Below are 15271 nucleotides of genomic sequence, written 5' to 3'. Positions count from 1 at the left end.
TCGGCAGATCAATCGAATGCCCAATGCCGGGAGAATTCCCGTAGGCGACCCTGATGAGATATCTGAAAGAAATCAGATTGATCAAGGGCTTAGGAGAAGATCAGAGATATTCTAAAACAGCCGCTATAGCTTTGAGATCGGACTGGAATTCGCCTCTTTAAAGGAGCTTCAAAGTAATTTTCCTGGGTTCCATATGCGGCTATGAGGCCCGACGAAGCGTAATTCGGCTTCATTCGCAGACTGAGGTCCTTGATCGAACCTAGGCAATTCACGAGCGCATTTCACGAAAATACCATTTTGCGCAAGGATGAGGGAACGTGCCTTTCGATCCAGGAGATTCTGCGTGAGCTTCAACGGTCACGACAAGCCTTTTCCAGCTTGGTATCCCTACGCATTCGTCAGTGCGATAGCAGCTCTTGGAGCGGCCTTCTACGTACTGGCCTGAGTCCGCTCCCGCGCGGGATTCGCGTCTTCCTGCACTTGGACACTGCATCCCAAAGCGAAGCGAGGCGGTACATCCGCGCCCCGCTCGCTTATGGGAGAGTGTTGATCCGCGTCGGGGATCAGCACGACAATCATCGCTTCGTCATGGTTAATGTTTGGTTAATGCTCTCCCATGAGGAAGCTATGTCGCAGGAGAACCACGAATAGCTAATTGCAACGAAATATCTTTCTTATGACAGGTTGCGATCACATGGTCGCGCCGACCTGCCAGGGAACGAATTCAAGGTCACCATAACCGAGATCCTCCGACTTCGTATGCTGCCCGGATGCCACGCGAAGCAGAGTCTCGAAGATCTCTTTCCCTTTCGCCTCGAGAGAGACGCCGTCGAGGATATCGCCGCAATTGATGTCCATGTCGTCCAACATGCGACGGTAGATATCGGAGTTCGTAGCGAGCTTCAGGGACGGCGCGGGTTTGCAGCCGAACGCCGAGCCCCGTCCGGTCGTAAAGGCGATGAGGTTTGCGCCGCCGGCAACCTGGCCTGTCGCGGCGACAGGATCGTAGCCTGGCGTGTCCATGTAGACGAAACCGCGATCCTTTACCGGTTCGGCATATTCATAGACGGCGCGAAGCGTGGAGCGTCCGCCCTTCGCGGCAGCGCCTAAGGATTTTTCAAGGATCGTCGTCAGTCCGCCCGCTTTGTTGCCGGGCGACGGATTGTTGTTCATCTCGCCGCCGTTGCGCGCCGTGTAATCCTCCCACCATCTGATCCGCGAAACGAGCTTCTCACCGATCTCCCGTGTGGCAGCACGCCGGGTGAGCAGATGCTCCGCCCCGTAAATCTCAGGCGTCTCGGACAGGATCGAGGTTCCTCCATGGCGCACCAGCAGATCGGACGCGACACCAAGCGCAGGATTGGCCGTGAGCGCGGAGTAGCCGTCGGAGCCGCCACACTGGAGGGCGAGAACCAGTTCCGATGCGGGACGCGTTTCCCTTTGAGCCTTGGCAGCAATCGGGAGCATGTCCTTCACTGCCTCGACGATCGCCTGCACGGTTCGCCTTGTGCCGCCTGTTTCCTGAATAGTGAGCGTGCGGAATATCTCGTTTTCCGTGAGGTTGTATTCCTGCTTCATCCGGCCGATCTGAAACACCTCGCAACCGAGACCCACCATGACGACACCGGCGAAGTTGGGATGGCTGGCGTAACCCCATTGCGTACGCCGCAGGATGTCGAAGCCCTCGCCATAGGCCGCGTGTCCGCATCCGGTCCCGTGGACGATTGCAACGATCCCATCGATACCGGGGTAATCGCGCAGGATACCGGAGCGCTCCACTTCGGAGGCAGCGAAACGTGCGACCGAGGCCGAACAATTCACCGATGTCAGGATGCCGATGTAGTTGCGGGTGCCTGTCCGGCCCGGCGCGCGGCGATATCCCTGGAAAGTGGCGCGCATCTCCGGCGGGAGAAGATCGTCCTCTCGCGCATCGGTGCTGAAGGCGTAATCACGTTCGAAGTCGTGCAAGCCGACATTGTGCTCATGCACCCATTCGCCAGGCGCAATATGGGTTTTGGCAAAGCCGATGATCTGACCGAATTTCCGGATCGGCTCGCCTTCGCGGATCGGCTCTGCCGCCATCTTGTGACCGCGCAGGATGCGCTCGCGAGCCGTCAATCCAGCTGCGCTCGCGCCCTGGTTCACAAGGTCGATGGCGATGACCACATTGTCATCGGGAGAGAGGCGGATGGTGCGCGGAGTGCTCATGAGTATCTCAGCAAGTGGTTATAAATGCCTATCGGGCAGTTCATTATCGTCCCAATCCCATCTTCTGTGGGAGCCAGAGAGTTAGTTCGGGAATATAGGTGATTGCGATAAGGGCGAGCATCAAGGGCACGAGCCAAGGAAGAATCGCCACCGTGGTGCGCTCGACGGACAGTCTGGAGACTCTTGCCAAGACGAAGAGGACCATGCCGAGAGGAGGGTGAAGCAAGCCGATCATCAAATTGAGCGTCATGATGAGTCCGAAGTGGATCGGATCGATGCCAAGCTTGAGCACGATCGGCAGCAGGATCGGTACAAGAATCGTGATGGCTGCGATGGTGTCGATGAAACAGCCGACGAACAGGATGAGGATGTTGGCCAGCAGCAGGAACACCCATTTATTCTGCGTGAAGCCAAGGATCGCATCCGAGAGGATCTGAGCAGCTTGGCTGACCGTCAGGAGCCATGCGAAGATCGACGCTGCCGTTACGATGAACAGAACCGATGCCGTCGTCTCGATGGTATCGAAAGTTGCCTTGGCCAGACTTCTGAACGTCATGGAGCGGTAGCGAACAAGGCCTAAGAAGAGAGACCAGATGACCGCCGCGACAGCCGCCTCGGTCGGTGTAAAGAGGCCGAGGGTCATGCCGCCGATCAGAATGACGGGTGCCATCAGCGCCATCACGGCCGAGAAATCGAAGTACCAATCGAGGGCAAGTAGCACGGCCAGTGCTATGCCGATAGCAACGTTCGGTGATAGCCCCGCTTGAATCATCAGCCAGACGACAACGGGAAACGCAAGGACGATGACAACTTCGATTGTGGCGTTGCCGAGTTGGGCCCATGAGAAGGGGGTATCCGCACCCCAGCCGTTCTTATAGGCGAAGTAGGCCACGGTCCCCATCATCAGGAGCGTCATCACGATGCCGGGGATCAGGCCACCCAGGAAGAGGGCCCCAATGGAGACGTTCGCCATCATTCCATAGATCACGAACGGCAGGGAGGGCGGGATGATCGGCCCGAGGGTTGCGGACGCCGCCGTTACGCCAACGGCGAACTCGGTCGAATAGCCATGATCCTTCATGGCCTTGATCTCGATCGTCCCGAGGCCCGCAGCATCCGCGATAGCTGTGCCTGACATGCCTGAAAAGATCACTGAGCCGACGATGTTCACTTGGCCGAGTCCGCCCTTCATCCACCCAACGAGGGCGACCGCAAACGAATAGATGCGACCTGTGACGCCGGCGATGTTCATGAGGTTGCCGGCGAGGATGAAGAATGGGACCGCAAGGAGTGGAAAGCTCTCGACGCCAGCGATCATGCGTTGCGCAACAATGACATCGGGCACTGTGCCGCTGGCGAGGATGTAGAGCAGGGAGGCGACCGCCATCGACAGGGCCACCGGCAGGCCGAGGATCATCAGAACAAGGAAAGAACCAATCAGGACAAGCATTAGGTTTCTGCCACTAAGGGTGCATCGAATTCTTCGGGCCGCTCGAGTACGGAGTAGCCACGACGCCAGTTGGCGACAGCGACTTGAACGGAGCGGAAGCACATCAGGACAAAGCCGATGAAGACGAACCCGTAGCTGAGGTTCTTCGGCAGTGCGATGGTCGTCATTTGCTCGTCTCCGACGATGCTCATGAAGCGCCAGATGAGAATCGCACCGTAGGCAAAGAACGCGAGACGGATGATATCGATCGCAGTCGCCAGCACGCGACCGAGGCCGGGAGAAAGATAGCGATAGAGAAAGTCGACCTGAATGTGGCGGCTCATGCGCACGCACATGGACGACCCGATGAAAACGAGGGCGACAAGGAGGTTGGTTGCAATTTCCTCCGTCCAGGCGAAGGAGTCGTTCAGAACGTAGCGTGTGAAAAACTGCACGAAGACTGCGAGCGTCATTGCCCAGAACAGGGCTAAGGATAACCAATCCTCAAAGGCATAGCCCGAAAGTTCGACTGATGCGTGCTCGCTTTCATCAAAGGTCTGCGCCAATTCTTCGGCACTGACCTGGGTGTGGACCTCGGTCGTCATGTCTCGTTAACCCTCATTCCTGGAGGCCTGGAGCAGTTCCTGAACGCGGTACGCCGTAGGGACTTTAGAGCAAAGAGAGAGGTGGGCCGCCGGTTGGCGGCCCTTGCAGGGAATCAGAGACCTTCCGACTTCAGCGCCTGGATCTTGTCATAGTCCGCCTTCCGATAACCCAAAGATTCCAGAGTAACGTTCTTCATCACCGCTTCCTTGAAGTCGTCCTTGTTGATCTCTGTAACTGTCAAGCCCTTCTGCTTGAAGGTCTCGATCAACTCCTTCTCCTTCGCCTGGATCTCTCCTGAGGCACGGACTGCAGCCTCCTGGGCGACAGCAGCGAAGGTCTTCTTATCGTCGTCCGAAAGTTTGGCCCAGAGCTGCTTGGAGATGATCGTTGCAAGGTGGTCGACGATGTGGCCGGTGAGCACGATATGCTTCTGGACCTCGTAGAATTTCTTCGCCTCGATCGTCGTCAGAGGATTCTCCTGCGCATCGACGGTGCCGTTCTGAAGCGCCAGATAGACTTCTGCGAACGCAATCGGCGAGGTGTTGGCGCCGCAGGAGCGCGGCATTGCCAAATAGGCTGGAGCGTCTGGCACGCGAATCTTGAGACCCTTCATTTCAGCGCAGGTCTTGAAAGCCTTGTTCGTGGAACTGTGGCGCACCCCATAGTAGGTGAGGGCAACCATCTGGTGCCCGGTCTTGTCGCTGTAGCCGGCGCTGAGCTCCTTGAAAACGTCGCTCTTCGCAAAGGCAAGCAGATGGGCGGAGTCGCGGAAGATATAGGGATAGTAGCCGATGCCGATTGGCGGATAGCTGCGTGCAGCAAAGCTTGGACCGGAGATGATCATGTCGACCGTGCCGAGCGACAGGCCCTGATTGATATCGCTTTCCTTGCCGAGCTGCGACGCCGGATAGACGTCGATTTGGTAGCGGTTATTGGTCCGCTTGGCGATTTCCTGTGCCGCCCACACGGATTGGGTATGGAATGGCTCAGAGGTTTCATAGACGTGTGCCCATTTGAGCTTCGTCTGGGCATTAGCGGGCAGAGCTGGAAGCATAGCCGTTGCGGCTGCAATGAAGCCGAACGCTAGGCGGCGGGTCGGAAATGGCATAGGCGTTCCTCCGAAAAGCCGGCTCTGCGGCCGGTCGAAAATGGTGACGAGCGGCTCTGCTCGCGGAAAGGGAACCCGACAAGCTAATAGCGTTCGCTCATCGGTTCGGCTAACATGTTAGGCTAATGGACGCGCTCGACAAGAGAAAAAGATATGATTTCCTTGTTCCTCTAGAGCGGGGAGCACGAGGGCATACGACGGAGCAGGTGGAACGGTCCCTGCGATCCGCCATCGTGGCTCTCGATTTCGCTCCGGGCGAATTCATCGACAAGGCTGCCGTCTGCGCCGCGCTCGGGGTGTCCCGGTTTCCCGTTTCCGAGGCTCTCGCGCGCCTATCGGCCGAAGGACTCGTCGAGATCCTGCCCCAGCGCGGCTCCAGGGCGGCACGAATACGCCTCTTGGAAGTCAGGGAATCGATGCTGATCCGCCAAGCCCTGGAAGTGATGGTGGCGGAGACCGCCGCAAGGCATCTGCCCTCCCGGGCTATCGAGGCCCTTCGCAGCAACCTGGAAGCGCAGCAGGAAGCGGTCTCGAGAGGAGATCGTCCCGGCTTCCATACCCTGGATCTCGAGTTCCACATGATTTTGGTCGAGGGACTGGAGATGCCGCGAGTGGCTGCCGTCATCGACGCCTCGCGGGCCAACATCGATCGCGTGCGCCGCCTTCTCTCCTCTCCGCGGCGGCATGTCGTGACCCTTGCTGAACATCGGGAGATCTTTCGGGCTCTCGAGACCCATGATGGTCCGGCTGCACGCCGGGCAATGGAAGCCCATCTGGAGGCGGTTATGGAGGAACTGGGGCGGTTCTCGGTCGAGCACGCCGAAGTCTTCGTGCAGGGCTGAAGGGGAATCAGCTCGGTCAATCGGAGCGTTGTTTTAGTGTCGCCCGAAGTACCGCCGACGCGCATTTGTCCCTTGCCGAGCGCCACTTCACCGTCACCTCTTTGAAGTATATATATGTCAACCGGCGAAGGGGCTCGCTTGCAGAAGGAGGTTCTCGATGACACTCCAGATTGGCGATGTCGCACCGGATTTCGAAGCCGAGACCACGCAAGGGCGCATCCGCTTTCACGATTGGATTGGCGATTTTTGGTGCGTGCTCTTCTCACATCCAAAGGACTTTACCCCGGTCTGCACGACGGAGCTGGGTTACATGGCCAAGATCGAGCCGGAGTTCGACCGGCGCAATGTGAAGGTCATCGGGCTCAGCGTCGATCCGGTGGACAATCATGCCCGATGGGCCGAGGATATCCGAGAGACCCAAGGTGCTGCGCCCAACTTTCCGATGATCGGGGACGCCAATCTCACTGTTTCGAAGCTTTATGGGATGCTTCCGGCAAGCACGAGCGGCACCTCGGAAGGTCGCACGCCTGCTGACAATCAGACTGTCCGCAATGTGTTCGTCATCGGGCCAGATAAGAAGATCAAGCTGGTTCTCATCTATCCGATGACGACCGGCCGCAACTTCGATGAGGTGCTCCGGGTCATTGATTCCCTCCAGCTCACGGCTAAACACCGGGTCGCCACGCCTGCCAACTGGAGGCAGGGTGAGGACGTCATCATCGCAGGATCGGTTCCGGACGAAGAGGCCAAGACGATCTATCCGCAAGGCTGGAAGGCTCCTAAGCCTTATATCCGGATCGTGCCGCAGCCTGGTACCTGAAGAGGTCAACGTTCATTTGAAAATCCGATCGTCCGTGTCGCACCAAGTGACGGTTCGGAGGATCCAATGGTCTCGTGCGTCTCAAGGAGCAGAGGTAATGAGTGCAACGGTTTCCCATCACTCGACGCACGCCCTTTCGACTGCCAAACCGCAGGTCGACGCCTTTTTCGACAAGCGCACCTGCAGCGTGCAGTATGTGGTGTCAGACCCTGCAAGCGGACGCTGCGCTCTCATTGACCCGATTCTTGACTATGATGAAAAGTCGGGATCTATCGCGACCACGTCGGCCGATACCCTGCTTGCTCTCGTGGAGGAACGGGGACTGAAGGTCGAGTGGATCCTCGACACGCACCCACATGCAGATCACTTTTCTGCATCCGGCTATCTGAAGGACCGGACAGGTGCGAAGACAGCCATCGGCGAGCGTGTCGTCGATGTCCAGCGGCTTTGGAGGAAAATCTACAATCTCACCGGGTTCGAGGCGAACGGCTCCCAATGGGACCATCTGTTCGCCGATGGTGACGTCTTTCAGATCGGAGACATGAATGCAAGGGTTGTCTTCTCACCGGGGCATACGCTTGCATCCATCACCTATGTCGTCGGGGATGCCGCCTTCATCCATGATACGCTCTTCATGCCCGATTTCGGCACGGCCCGGTGCGATTTCCCCGGAGGGAACGCGCGAGCCTTGTGGCGCACCATTCATCACATTCTCGCTCTGCCCGACGGCACGCGACTATTCTCCGGTCATGATTACATGCCAGGAGGCCGAGCTCCGGCTTGGGAGAGCACGATCGCGAGCCAAAGAGACCAAAACGTCCATCTTGTCCAAGCTCGCACTGAGGACGAATTCGTTGCAATGCGTCAGGCGCGAGACGCCAAGCTGCCGATGCCGAAGCTGATCCTGCATGCTCTGCAGGTAAACATGGCTGGCGGTCGATTGCCCACGCCGGAGAGCAACGGGAGGCGCTATCTCAAGATACCGCTCGAGGCGCTCCCCCATGCCGTTTGGGATTGACTCAGCCTCTCATATAAGTGTGTGACGGCAACGAAAGCGGAAGGGCCGCTCATATGCATTTCGGTCTAATCGTATGATTGAGACCGTTTGGTATGTCTATGGCACATGCTACCAGTCACAGCTGTTCAAACTGGAGCAGGTGCTCCAAGCATCCGCCCGCGCCCGTTTGACTGGAGCAGGCAAGAACTTTGGAAAAGATTCCGTTGAGAAGGAAGCTGACAGATAGGTACTTTCATCGTGCGCGATCTTCGAAAATCGTCGTGGGATGCTATGATAGATTTCTCCCGGTGAGATCTTAGGAAGCGGGCGAGCCTTCAGAGCTGACCGGTGGTGTCCAACGACTGTCAGGGCGGAGGGAGCGCCATCATGTCGCCGAAGAACGATCAAGGCAGCGTGCAGACCCTGCACCCGTCCATCAAGGCGCCGGTGTTCCCAGGTAGTTCGACCGAGTTCATCAACCTCATGGCGCATTACTACCGCGCCGAGATCGCCCGCATGGCGGGGTGGCGCGACAGGATCGACCGGACCACCAACTGGGCCATCACCGTTGTGGCCGCCATGCTGTCGGTCTCCCTCTCCACGCCGACCGCCCACCACGGCGTTCTGATCTTCGCCATGATTCTGGTCCTGCTGCTGCTGGTGATCGAGGCGCGCCGCTATCGCTTCTTCGATGTCTACCGCAACCGCGTACGTCAGATAGAACGCAACTACTTTGCCCAGATCTTCGCTCCCGAGGATGGTACGACAGACGATTGGGTTCGAAAGCTCGGGGACGATCTCAGGCGTCCTCTGTTTCTGACCAGCACCAGCCAAGCCCTCTCACGCCGCCTCAGGCGCAATTATTGCTGGATGTTCCTGATCCTGCTGTTGGCCTGGCTGGTGAAGACGACTTTCATCAGGATGCAGGAAAATGCCGTCGAAGCCAGCCTGGTTACGTCGGCGGGGGAATGGGTCCGGAATGCCGCCATTGGGCCGGTTCCAGGATGGGCCGTGATCACCGTGCTGACGGTCTTCTATGGCTGGGTCCTCTATGCCGCCCTCCGCAAGCCCCAGGGGGAGGGGGAACTGGCCTTCGGAAACGTGCACGTTTGAAGGCGCAGCGCTCGGCGCAACACGAAGATAGGATGTGCCGAAAGCTGGGTTTGGGAGTATGATGCTTCTCGGGCATCGCTCGCAAGCTGACCGAGGTGGTTGCCATGAAAGCCATATTGGTTCCGGTTGAGCAGCATAGCTTCATCCGCTCGGTCCTGGATGCCGCCCTGCTGGTGGCAGGCCGGTTCGGGAGCCATGTGGAGGGCTTGGCGCTCGGTCCCGATATCCCTGATGTCGTCGCCTTCGATGTTCCGGTCGGCTGGAGCATCCTGAGCGAAAAGGAGCAGCGTGAACTTGTGGAGCGGTCGCGGCATCTCTTCGAGGACTTCATGCTATCCTGCTCGGTGCCGCGCAAGACGGAGGCGCCGGACGAGGTTTCCTGCGGATGGCTCGGCCAGCAATTGTTCGGGGACAGCTATATTGGCAGTTTCGGCCGGGTGTTCGACCTGATCGTGCTTGGACGACCAGGATCGCGCGATGAGCCGCCGAGGCTGGCCACCCTTGAGGCTGCCCTGTTCGAAGGCGGACGGCCTGTGCTGATGGTTCCGCCCTCCGCCCCGGCGTCCATCGGCGAGACCATCGTGGTCGCCTGGAACGGCAGCACGGAAACGGCCCGGACGGTGGCGCTCGCAATGCCCATTCTGGAGAAGGCCGGCCGGGTTGTCGTTCTGACGCTGGAGGGCTGGGGTGGGGAGGGGCCAAGCGGCCCCGAATTGGCACTTCGCCTCAAGCGAAACGGAATCAAGGCCGAGACTGCGGCGCGCAGGCTGAACACGCGCTCTCCCGGCGAGGCTATTCTGGAGGACGCTGCCTCGTTCCATGCGGATCTGCTCGTCAAGGGAGCCTATACCCAAAGCCGCTTGAGGCAGATGATTTTCGGCGGTGCCACGAGCCACATCATTGAGCATGCCGCGTTGCCGGTCCTGATGGCTCACTAGGTGTGAAGGGCTCGGCGCATGGTGATCGACGCCGGCCAGGTGTGTTGTGCTTTCGGAGCCTGTCGATAACCGCTCTTTGCCCCTTTAGAAACAGCTCAGCCTATGGCCGAATGGTGTTTCGTTCCTAGTTCTCTCGGGAGGAGAACGAAAGACCATGACCGATTATGGACCGCTGACCCTGCACGTACCCGAACCAGCCGTTCGACCGGGGGGAACCCCCGACTTCTCGAATGTGAAGATCCCCAAGGCCGGAGCCGTCCCGCGGCCTGAGGTTGATGTGGAACCGGAAACCATTCGGGACCTCGCATTTTCCATCATTCGGGTTCTCAACCGCGCAGGGGAAGCGGTTGGGCCCTGGGCCGGGCTCCTGAGCGATGAAGAGCTGATCGAGGGCATGCGCAACATGATGACGCTGCGTACCTTTGATGCACGGATGCTGATTGCCCAGAGGCAGGGGAAGACCTCCTTCTACATGCAGCATCTGGGCGAGGAGGCGATCAGCTGCGCGTTTCGCAAAGCGCTCTCGCCGGGGGACATGAATTTTCCGACCTACCGCCAGGCCGGTCTCCTGATCGCCGGCGGTTATTCCATGGTCGACATGATGTGTCAGGTCTACTCGAATTCCCGCGATCCGCTCAAAGGGCGCCAGCTGCCCGTCATGTATTCCTCAAAGGAGCATGGGTTCTTCACCATCTCGGGCAATCTCGCCACCCAGTATGTCCAGGCGGTCGGCTGGGCCATGGCCTCGGCGATCCAAAACGACACCAAGATCGCGGCCGCCTGGATCGGGGACGGATCGACGGCGGAATCGGACTTCCATGCAGCGCTCGTCTTCGCGTCCACCTACAAGGCGCCGGTCATTCTCAACATCGTCAACAATCAATGGGCGATCTCCACATTCCAGGGCATCGCCCGGGGTGGGGCTGGGACCTTTGCCGCCCGTGGCCTAGGCTTCGGCATTCCGTCTCTGCGGGTCGATGGCAACGATTACCTCGCCGTCTATGCGGTCGCGAAATGGGCCGCCGAGCGGGCCCGGCGCAATCTCGGCCCGACTCTCGTCGAATACGTCACCTATCGGGTCGGCGCTCATTCGACGTCCGACGATCCGTCGGCTTACCGCCCGAAAACGGAATCCGATGCCTGGCCTCTCGGCGATCCGATCATCCGGCTTAAAAACCATCTGATCTTGCGCGGAGCCTGGTCGGAGGAACGGCACAAGCAGGCGGAGGCCGAGATCCTCGATACTGTGATCGCGGCCCAGAAGGAGGCGGAGAGCTATGGCACGCTCCATGCCGGTGCCAAGCCGTCCGCCCGGGAGATGTTCGACGGAGTCTATGCCGAGATGCCGCCGCATCTGCGTCGTCAGCGGCAGCAGGCGGGAGTCTGAGCCATGGCGCGCATGACGATGATCGAGGCCATTCGTGACGCTATGGATGTGATGATGGCGCGCGACGAGCGCGTCGTGGTCTTCGGCGAGGATGTGGGCTATTTCGGCGGCGTCTTCCGCTGCACCGCCGGTCTGCAGCAGAAATACGGAAAGACGCGCTGCTTCGATGCACCGATCAATGAATCCGGCATCGTCGGAACGGCGATCGGCATGGCCAGCTACGGATTGCGGCCGTGCATCGAAATCCAGTTCGCCGATTACATGTATCCGGCCTACGACCAGATCGTGTCCGAGGCGGCCCGGCTCCGCTACCGCTCGAACGGCGAATTCACCTGTCCCATGGTGATCCGGATGCCGACCGGCGGTGGCATTTTCGGCGGCCAGACCCATAGCCAGAGCCCGGAGGCTCTGTTCACCCACGTGGCGGGTTTGAAGACGGTCGTGCCGTCCAACCCGCGCGATGCCAAGGGACTTCTGATCGCGGCCATCGAAGACCCGGATCCCGTCATCTTCCTGGAGCCGAAGCGGCTCTACAATGGGCCCTTTGACGGGCATCACGACCGTCCGGTGACGCCGTGGTCGAAGCACGATTTGAGCGAGGTGCCGAACGGTCATTTCAGCCTGCCCCTCGGCAAGGCCTCGATCGTGCGGGAGGGCGCTGCCGTCACCGTGCTGGCTTATGGCACGATGGTCTACGTCGCACAGGCCGCTGCCGCTGAGACCGGCATCGATGCGGAGATCATCGACCTGCGGACGCTGATCCCGCTCGACATGGAGACGATTGCGGCATCGGTCAGAAAAACAGGCCGCTGCGTGGTCGTGCACGAGGCCACACTGACGTCGGGTTTCGGGGCGGAATTGGCAGGGCTTGTTCAGGAATCCTGCTTCTTCCAGCTGGAGGCACCCGTCGCCCGGGTGACCGGATGGGATACGCCCTATCCCCATGCTCAGGAATGGGACTACTTCCCGGGGCCGGCCCGCGTCGGGCGCGCCCTTGTCGAGACGATGGAGGCCTGACATGGGCGAGCACCTGATCAAAATGCCCGATGTCGGTGAGGGGATCGCCGAGGCCGAACTCGTCGAGTGGCACGTCAAGGTGGGAGACCTCGTCCGCGAGGATGCAGTGTTGGCTGCGGTGATGACCGACAAGGCGACGGTGGAAATCCCTTCGCCCGTCGATGGCGAGGTCCTGTGGCTCGGCGCCGAGATCGGCGACGTGGTGGCCATCGGCTCGCCCCTGATCCGCCTGAAGGTGGAAGGAGGGGACAGCGCCTCTTCCGAAAGCAGCCCGGCAGCGAAGGCGGCTGAGCCGCCCGCCCGAACCAGCGAAATCGAAGCTCAGGCAGATGGTGCCGTCAGGGTCCCGGAAGCCATCGTCGAACGGCAGGCCGTGAGCACACCGCATCGGCCGGCAGAGAGCGCGCAACCTCCTGCCGCGAGGCTGCACCGCGCGCCGGTGACACGCGCCGAAGGCGAGCGGCCGATAGCCTCGCCGGCGGTCCGGTTGCGGGCACGTGAGGCGGGAGTCGATCTGCGGCAGGTTCCGGGCTCTGGTCCAGCCGGCCGGATCACCCACGAGGATCTGGACGCCTTCTTCACTCATGGACGCCAGGTTGCCAAGGCACCAGGGCTTGCCCAGAACACCGCGGTCGAGCACATCAAGGTGATCGGGCTGCGCCGCAAGATCGCGGAGAAGATGGCGATTGCGAAATCGCGAATCCCGCACATCACCTATGTCGAAGAGGTCGACGTGACGGCGCTCGAGGAGCTGCGGTCTTCGCTCAATGCGAACAGGCGGGCCGACCGACCGAAACTGACCCTGCTTCCGTTCCTGATGCGCGCGCTGGTGAAGGCCATTGCGGAACAACCGCATCTGAATGCCATCTACGATGATGATGCCGGTATCGTGCATCAGCACGGAGGCGTGCATATCGGCATTGCGACGCAGACGGGCTCCGGCCTCATGGTGCCGGTGGTGAAACATGCGGAGAGCCGCGACCTCTGGGACTGTGCGGCTGAGCTGAACCGGCTTGCCGAGGCGGCGAAGGCAGGCCTCGCGAGCCGCGATGAGCTCAGCGGATCGACGATCACCATCACGTCGCTCGGCGCCATGGGGGGCATCGTCACCACGCCGGTGATCAATTATCCCGAGGTCGCCATCGTGGGCGTCAACAAGATGATGGTGCGGCCGGTCTGGGACGGCTCGACCTTCACCCCCCGCAAAATGATGAACCTGTCCTCCAGCTTCGATCACAGGATCATCGACGGCTGGGACGCGGCAGTCTTTGTGCAGCGCATCAAGGCGCTTCTGGAGACACCTGCCATGATCTTCGTGGAGACTTGAGGCCGATGAAGGATATTTCCTGCAAGCTCCTGGTCATCGGAGCCGGACCTGGCGGCTATGTCTGCGCCATTCGTGCCGGGCAACTGGGGATCGACACGGTCATCGTCGATGCGGGCAAGCTCGGCGGAACTTGTCTCAATGTCGGCTGCATCCCCTCTAAGGCGCTCATTCATGCGGCGGAGGAGTACGACAGGATCGTTCACCTGGCGAACGGGCGCAACGCGCTCGGGATCACAACGACGAAGCCGGAACTCGACCTCGCCCAGACGATCGCCTGGAAGGACGGCATCGTCGGTCGCCTCAACAGCGGCGTGTCGGGATTGCTCAAGAAGGCGAAGGTCAAGATCGTTCAGGGGCGGGCGCGCTTTCGTGACGGCAAGACGGTCGAAGTGGAGACGGAAACGGGCCGGCAGATCATCCGTGCCGAGAATGTGGTGATTGCAACGGGCTCGGCTCCCGTCGAACTGCCGAACCTGCCGTTCGGCGGACCGGTCATCTCCTCCACCCAGGCGCTGGCGCTCACGGCAGTTCCTGAGCGGCTCGTCGTGGTCGGCGGCGGCTATATCGGCCTGGAGCTCGGAACCGCCTTCGCCAAGATGGGAGCAAAGGTCACGATCGTCGAGGCGCAGGCCCGTATCTTGCCGCAATACGATGCCGAATTGACGCGCCCGGTGTCCAAGAGGCTGCAGGCCCTCGGCATCGAGGTGATGACCGGCGCCAAGGCGAAGGGGCTGACAAAAGCCGATGGGGCATTGTTGGTCGAGACGGCGGACGGGGCGGAGAGATCCCTTGGGGCCGACAGGATCCTCGTCACGGTTGGCCGGAGGCCAGTCACCGAAGGATGTGGCCTCGACGAACTCGTCCTCGACATGGACGGCCAGTTCGTCCGCATCGACGAACGCTGCCAGACCTCCATGCGCGGGATCTATGCCATCGGCGACGTGACCGGGGAGCCGATGCTGGCCCATCGCGCCATGGCGCAGGGCGAGATGGTGGCTGAGATCGTCGCCGGTCATAAGCGGATCTGGGACAAGCGCAGCATTCCAGCGGTCTGCTTCACCGACCCGGAGGTGGTGGCTGTCGGCCTGTCGCCGGATGACGCGCGGCGAACGGAGGTCGACATCAAAGTCGGGCAGTTTCCGTTCTCAGCCAACGGCCGGGCGATGACCAAGATGGGCGAGGACGGTTTCGTGCGGGTGGTCGCCCGTACGGACAACCATCTGGTTCTTGGCATTCAGGCCGTTGGGCATGGCGTTTCCGAACTGGCGGCGGCCTTCGGCCTCGCGCTGGAGATGGGTGCGCGACTGGAGGATATTGCAGGGACGATTCATGCTCATCCGACCCAGGGCGAGGCATTCCAGGAAGCGACGCTCAAAGCGCTGGGACAGGAACTCCATATCTGACGCAGCGTCGTGCTCCCCCGTCGGGGTGAGTCGATAATGCTATAGGCGCCCTGATCGCCCGTTGACCCCGGCTGGG

The 15271-nt window shown here is 60.4% G+C and carries 13 protein-coding genes; 9 read left to right on the top strand and 4 right to left on the bottom strand.

Features of this window, described 5'->3' with window-relative positions:
- Window positions 1–690 precede the first annotated feature (690 nt).
- From VB672_RS14715 to VB672_RS14700, 4 genes are all read right to left on the bottom strand, one after another.
- Complete coding sequence (locus VB672_RS14715) at window positions 691–2208, bottom strand: UxaA family hydrolase (protein ID WP_329784949.1); 1518 nt, start codon at window positions 2206–2208, stop codon at window positions 691–693.
- 43 nt (window positions 2209–2251) lie between these two features.
- Window positions 2252–3658: a TRAP transporter large permease gene (locus tag VB672_RS14710; protein WP_329784948.1), complete on the bottom strand. Its 1407-nt coding sequence runs from the start codon at window positions 3656–3658 to the stop codon at window positions 2252–2254.
- Entirely contained in the window at window positions 3658–4242 is a 585-nt protein-coding gene (locus VB672_RS14705; RefSeq protein ID WP_329784947.1) for a TRAP transporter small permease, read from the bottom strand. The genes VB672_RS14710 and VB672_RS14705 overlap by 1 nt, the downstream gene beginning before the upstream one ends.
- 113 nt (window positions 4243–4355) lie before the next feature.
- Window positions 4356–5351, bottom strand: a complete 996-nt coding sequence (locus VB672_RS14700; protein ID WP_442932048.1) for a sialic acid TRAP transporter substrate-binding protein SiaP — start codon at window positions 5349–5351, stop codon at window positions 4356–4358.
- A 206-nt stretch (window positions 5352–5557) separates the two neighbouring features.
- Here VB672_RS14700 and VB672_RS14695 point away from each other — a divergent pair, with 206 nt between their 5' ends.
- The 9 genes from VB672_RS14695 to lpdA all read left to right on the top strand — a co-directional run bounded on the left by VB672_RS14695 (window position 5558) and on the right by lpdA (window position 15195).
- Window positions 5558–6193: a GntR family transcriptional regulator gene (locus tag VB672_RS14695; protein ID WP_329784946.1), complete on the top strand. Its 636-nt coding sequence runs from the start codon at window positions 5558–5560 to the stop codon at window positions 6191–6193.
- Between the two features lie 157 nt (window positions 6194–6350).
- Entirely contained in the window at window positions 6351–7013 is a 663-nt protein-coding gene (locus VB672_RS14690) for a peroxiredoxin (protein WP_329784945.1), read from the top strand.
- A gap of 97 nt (window positions 7014–7110) precedes the next feature.
- A complete protein-coding gene (locus VB672_RS14685; protein ID WP_329784944.1) occupies window positions 7111–8031 on the top strand; it encodes an MBL fold metallo-hydrolase in 921 nt (306 codons plus the stop codon).
- Window positions 8032–8397: 366 nt separating this feature from the next.
- Window positions 8398–9123, top strand: coding sequence for a DUF2270 domain-containing protein (locus tag VB672_RS14680; protein WP_329784943.1), 726 nt, complete (start codon window positions 8398–8400; stop codon window positions 9121–9123).
- Window positions 9124–9227: 104 nt separating this feature from the next.
- Window positions 9228–10061, top strand: coding sequence for a universal stress protein (locus VB672_RS14675; protein ID WP_329784942.1), 834 nt, complete (start codon window positions 9228–9230; stop codon window positions 10059–10061).
- Window positions 10062–10215: 154 nt separating this feature from the next.
- Complete coding sequence (locus VB672_RS14670) at window positions 10216–11448, top strand: 3-methyl-2-oxobutanoate dehydrogenase (2-methylpropanoyl-transferring) subunit alpha (RefSeq protein WP_329784941.1); 1233 nt, start codon at window positions 10216–10218, stop codon at window positions 11446–11448.
- A gap of 3 nt (window positions 11449–11451) precedes the next feature.
- A complete protein-coding gene (locus VB672_RS14665; RefSeq protein ID WP_329784940.1) occupies window positions 11452–12465 on the top strand; it encodes an alpha-ketoacid dehydrogenase subunit beta in 1014 nt (337 codons plus the stop codon).
- A gap of 1 nt (window position 12466) precedes the next feature.
- Window positions 12467–13792, top strand: a complete 1326-nt coding sequence (locus VB672_RS14660) for a dihydrolipoamide acetyltransferase family protein (protein WP_329784939.1) — start codon at window positions 12467–12469, stop codon at window positions 13790–13792.
- Between the two features lie 5 nt (window positions 13793–13797).
- Entirely contained in the window at window positions 13798–15195 is a 1398-nt protein-coding gene (gene lpdA, locus VB672_RS14655; protein ID WP_329784938.1) for a dihydrolipoyl dehydrogenase, read from the top strand.
- Window positions 15196–15271: the final 76 nt, after the last annotated feature.

Source organism: Microvirga sp. CF3016 (assembly GCF_036314085.1).
In the GTDB taxonomy this organism is placed as follows: domain Bacteria; phylum Pseudomonadota; class Alphaproteobacteria; order Rhizobiales; family Beijerinckiaceae; genus Microvirga.
This window is presented reverse-complemented; position numbering and strand designations above follow the sequence as displayed.

What these genes read in the sequence shown, in the direction of transcription:
- VB672_RS14680 (WP_329784943.1), top strand. Translation starts at nt 8,398, where the DNA reads ATGTCGCCGAAGAACGATCAAGGCAGCGTGCAGACCCTGCACCCGTCC.
- VB672_RS14690 (WP_329784945.1), top strand. Translation starts at nt 6,351, where the DNA reads ATGACACTCCAGATTGGCGATGTCGCACCGGATTTCGAAGCCGAGACC.
- lpdA (WP_329784938.1), top strand. Translation starts at nt 13,798, where the DNA reads ATGAAGGATATTTCCTGCAAGCTCCTGGTCATCGGAGCCGGACCTGGC.
- VB672_RS14675 (WP_329784942.1), top strand. Translation starts at nt 9,228, where the DNA reads ATGAAAGCCATATTGGTTCCGGTTGAGCAGCATAGCTTCATCCGCTCG.
- VB672_RS14710 (WP_329784948.1), bottom strand. Translation starts at nt 3,658, where the DNA reads ATGCTTGTCCTGATTGGTTCTTTCCTTGTTCTGATGATCCTCGGCCTG.
- VB672_RS14660 (WP_329784939.1), top strand. Translation starts at nt 12,467, where the DNA reads ATGGGCGAGCACCTGATCAAAATGCCCGATGTCGGTGAGGGGATCGCC.
- VB672_RS14715 (WP_329784949.1), bottom strand. Translation starts at nt 2,208, where the DNA reads ATGAGCACTCCGCGCACCATCCGCCTCTCTCCCGATGACAATGTGGTC.
- VB672_RS14685 (WP_329784944.1), top strand. Translation starts at nt 7,111, where the DNA reads ATGAGTGCAACGGTTTCCCATCACTCGACGCACGCCCTTTCGACTGCC.
- VB672_RS14700 (WP_442932048.1), bottom strand. Translation starts at nt 5,351, where the DNA reads ATGCCATTTCCGACCCGCCGCCTAGCGTTCGGCTTCATTGCAGCCGCA.
- VB672_RS14670 (WP_329784941.1), top strand. Translation starts at nt 10,216, where the DNA reads ATGACCGATTATGGACCGCTGACCCTGCACGTACCCGAACCAGCCGTT.
- VB672_RS14705 (WP_329784947.1), bottom strand. Translation starts at nt 4,242, where the DNA reads ATGACGACCGAGGTCCACACCCAGGTCAGTGCCGAAGAATTGGCGCAG.
- VB672_RS14665 (WP_329784940.1), top strand. Translation starts at nt 11,452, where the DNA reads ATGGCGCGCATGACGATGATCGAGGCCATTCGTGACGCTATGGATGTG.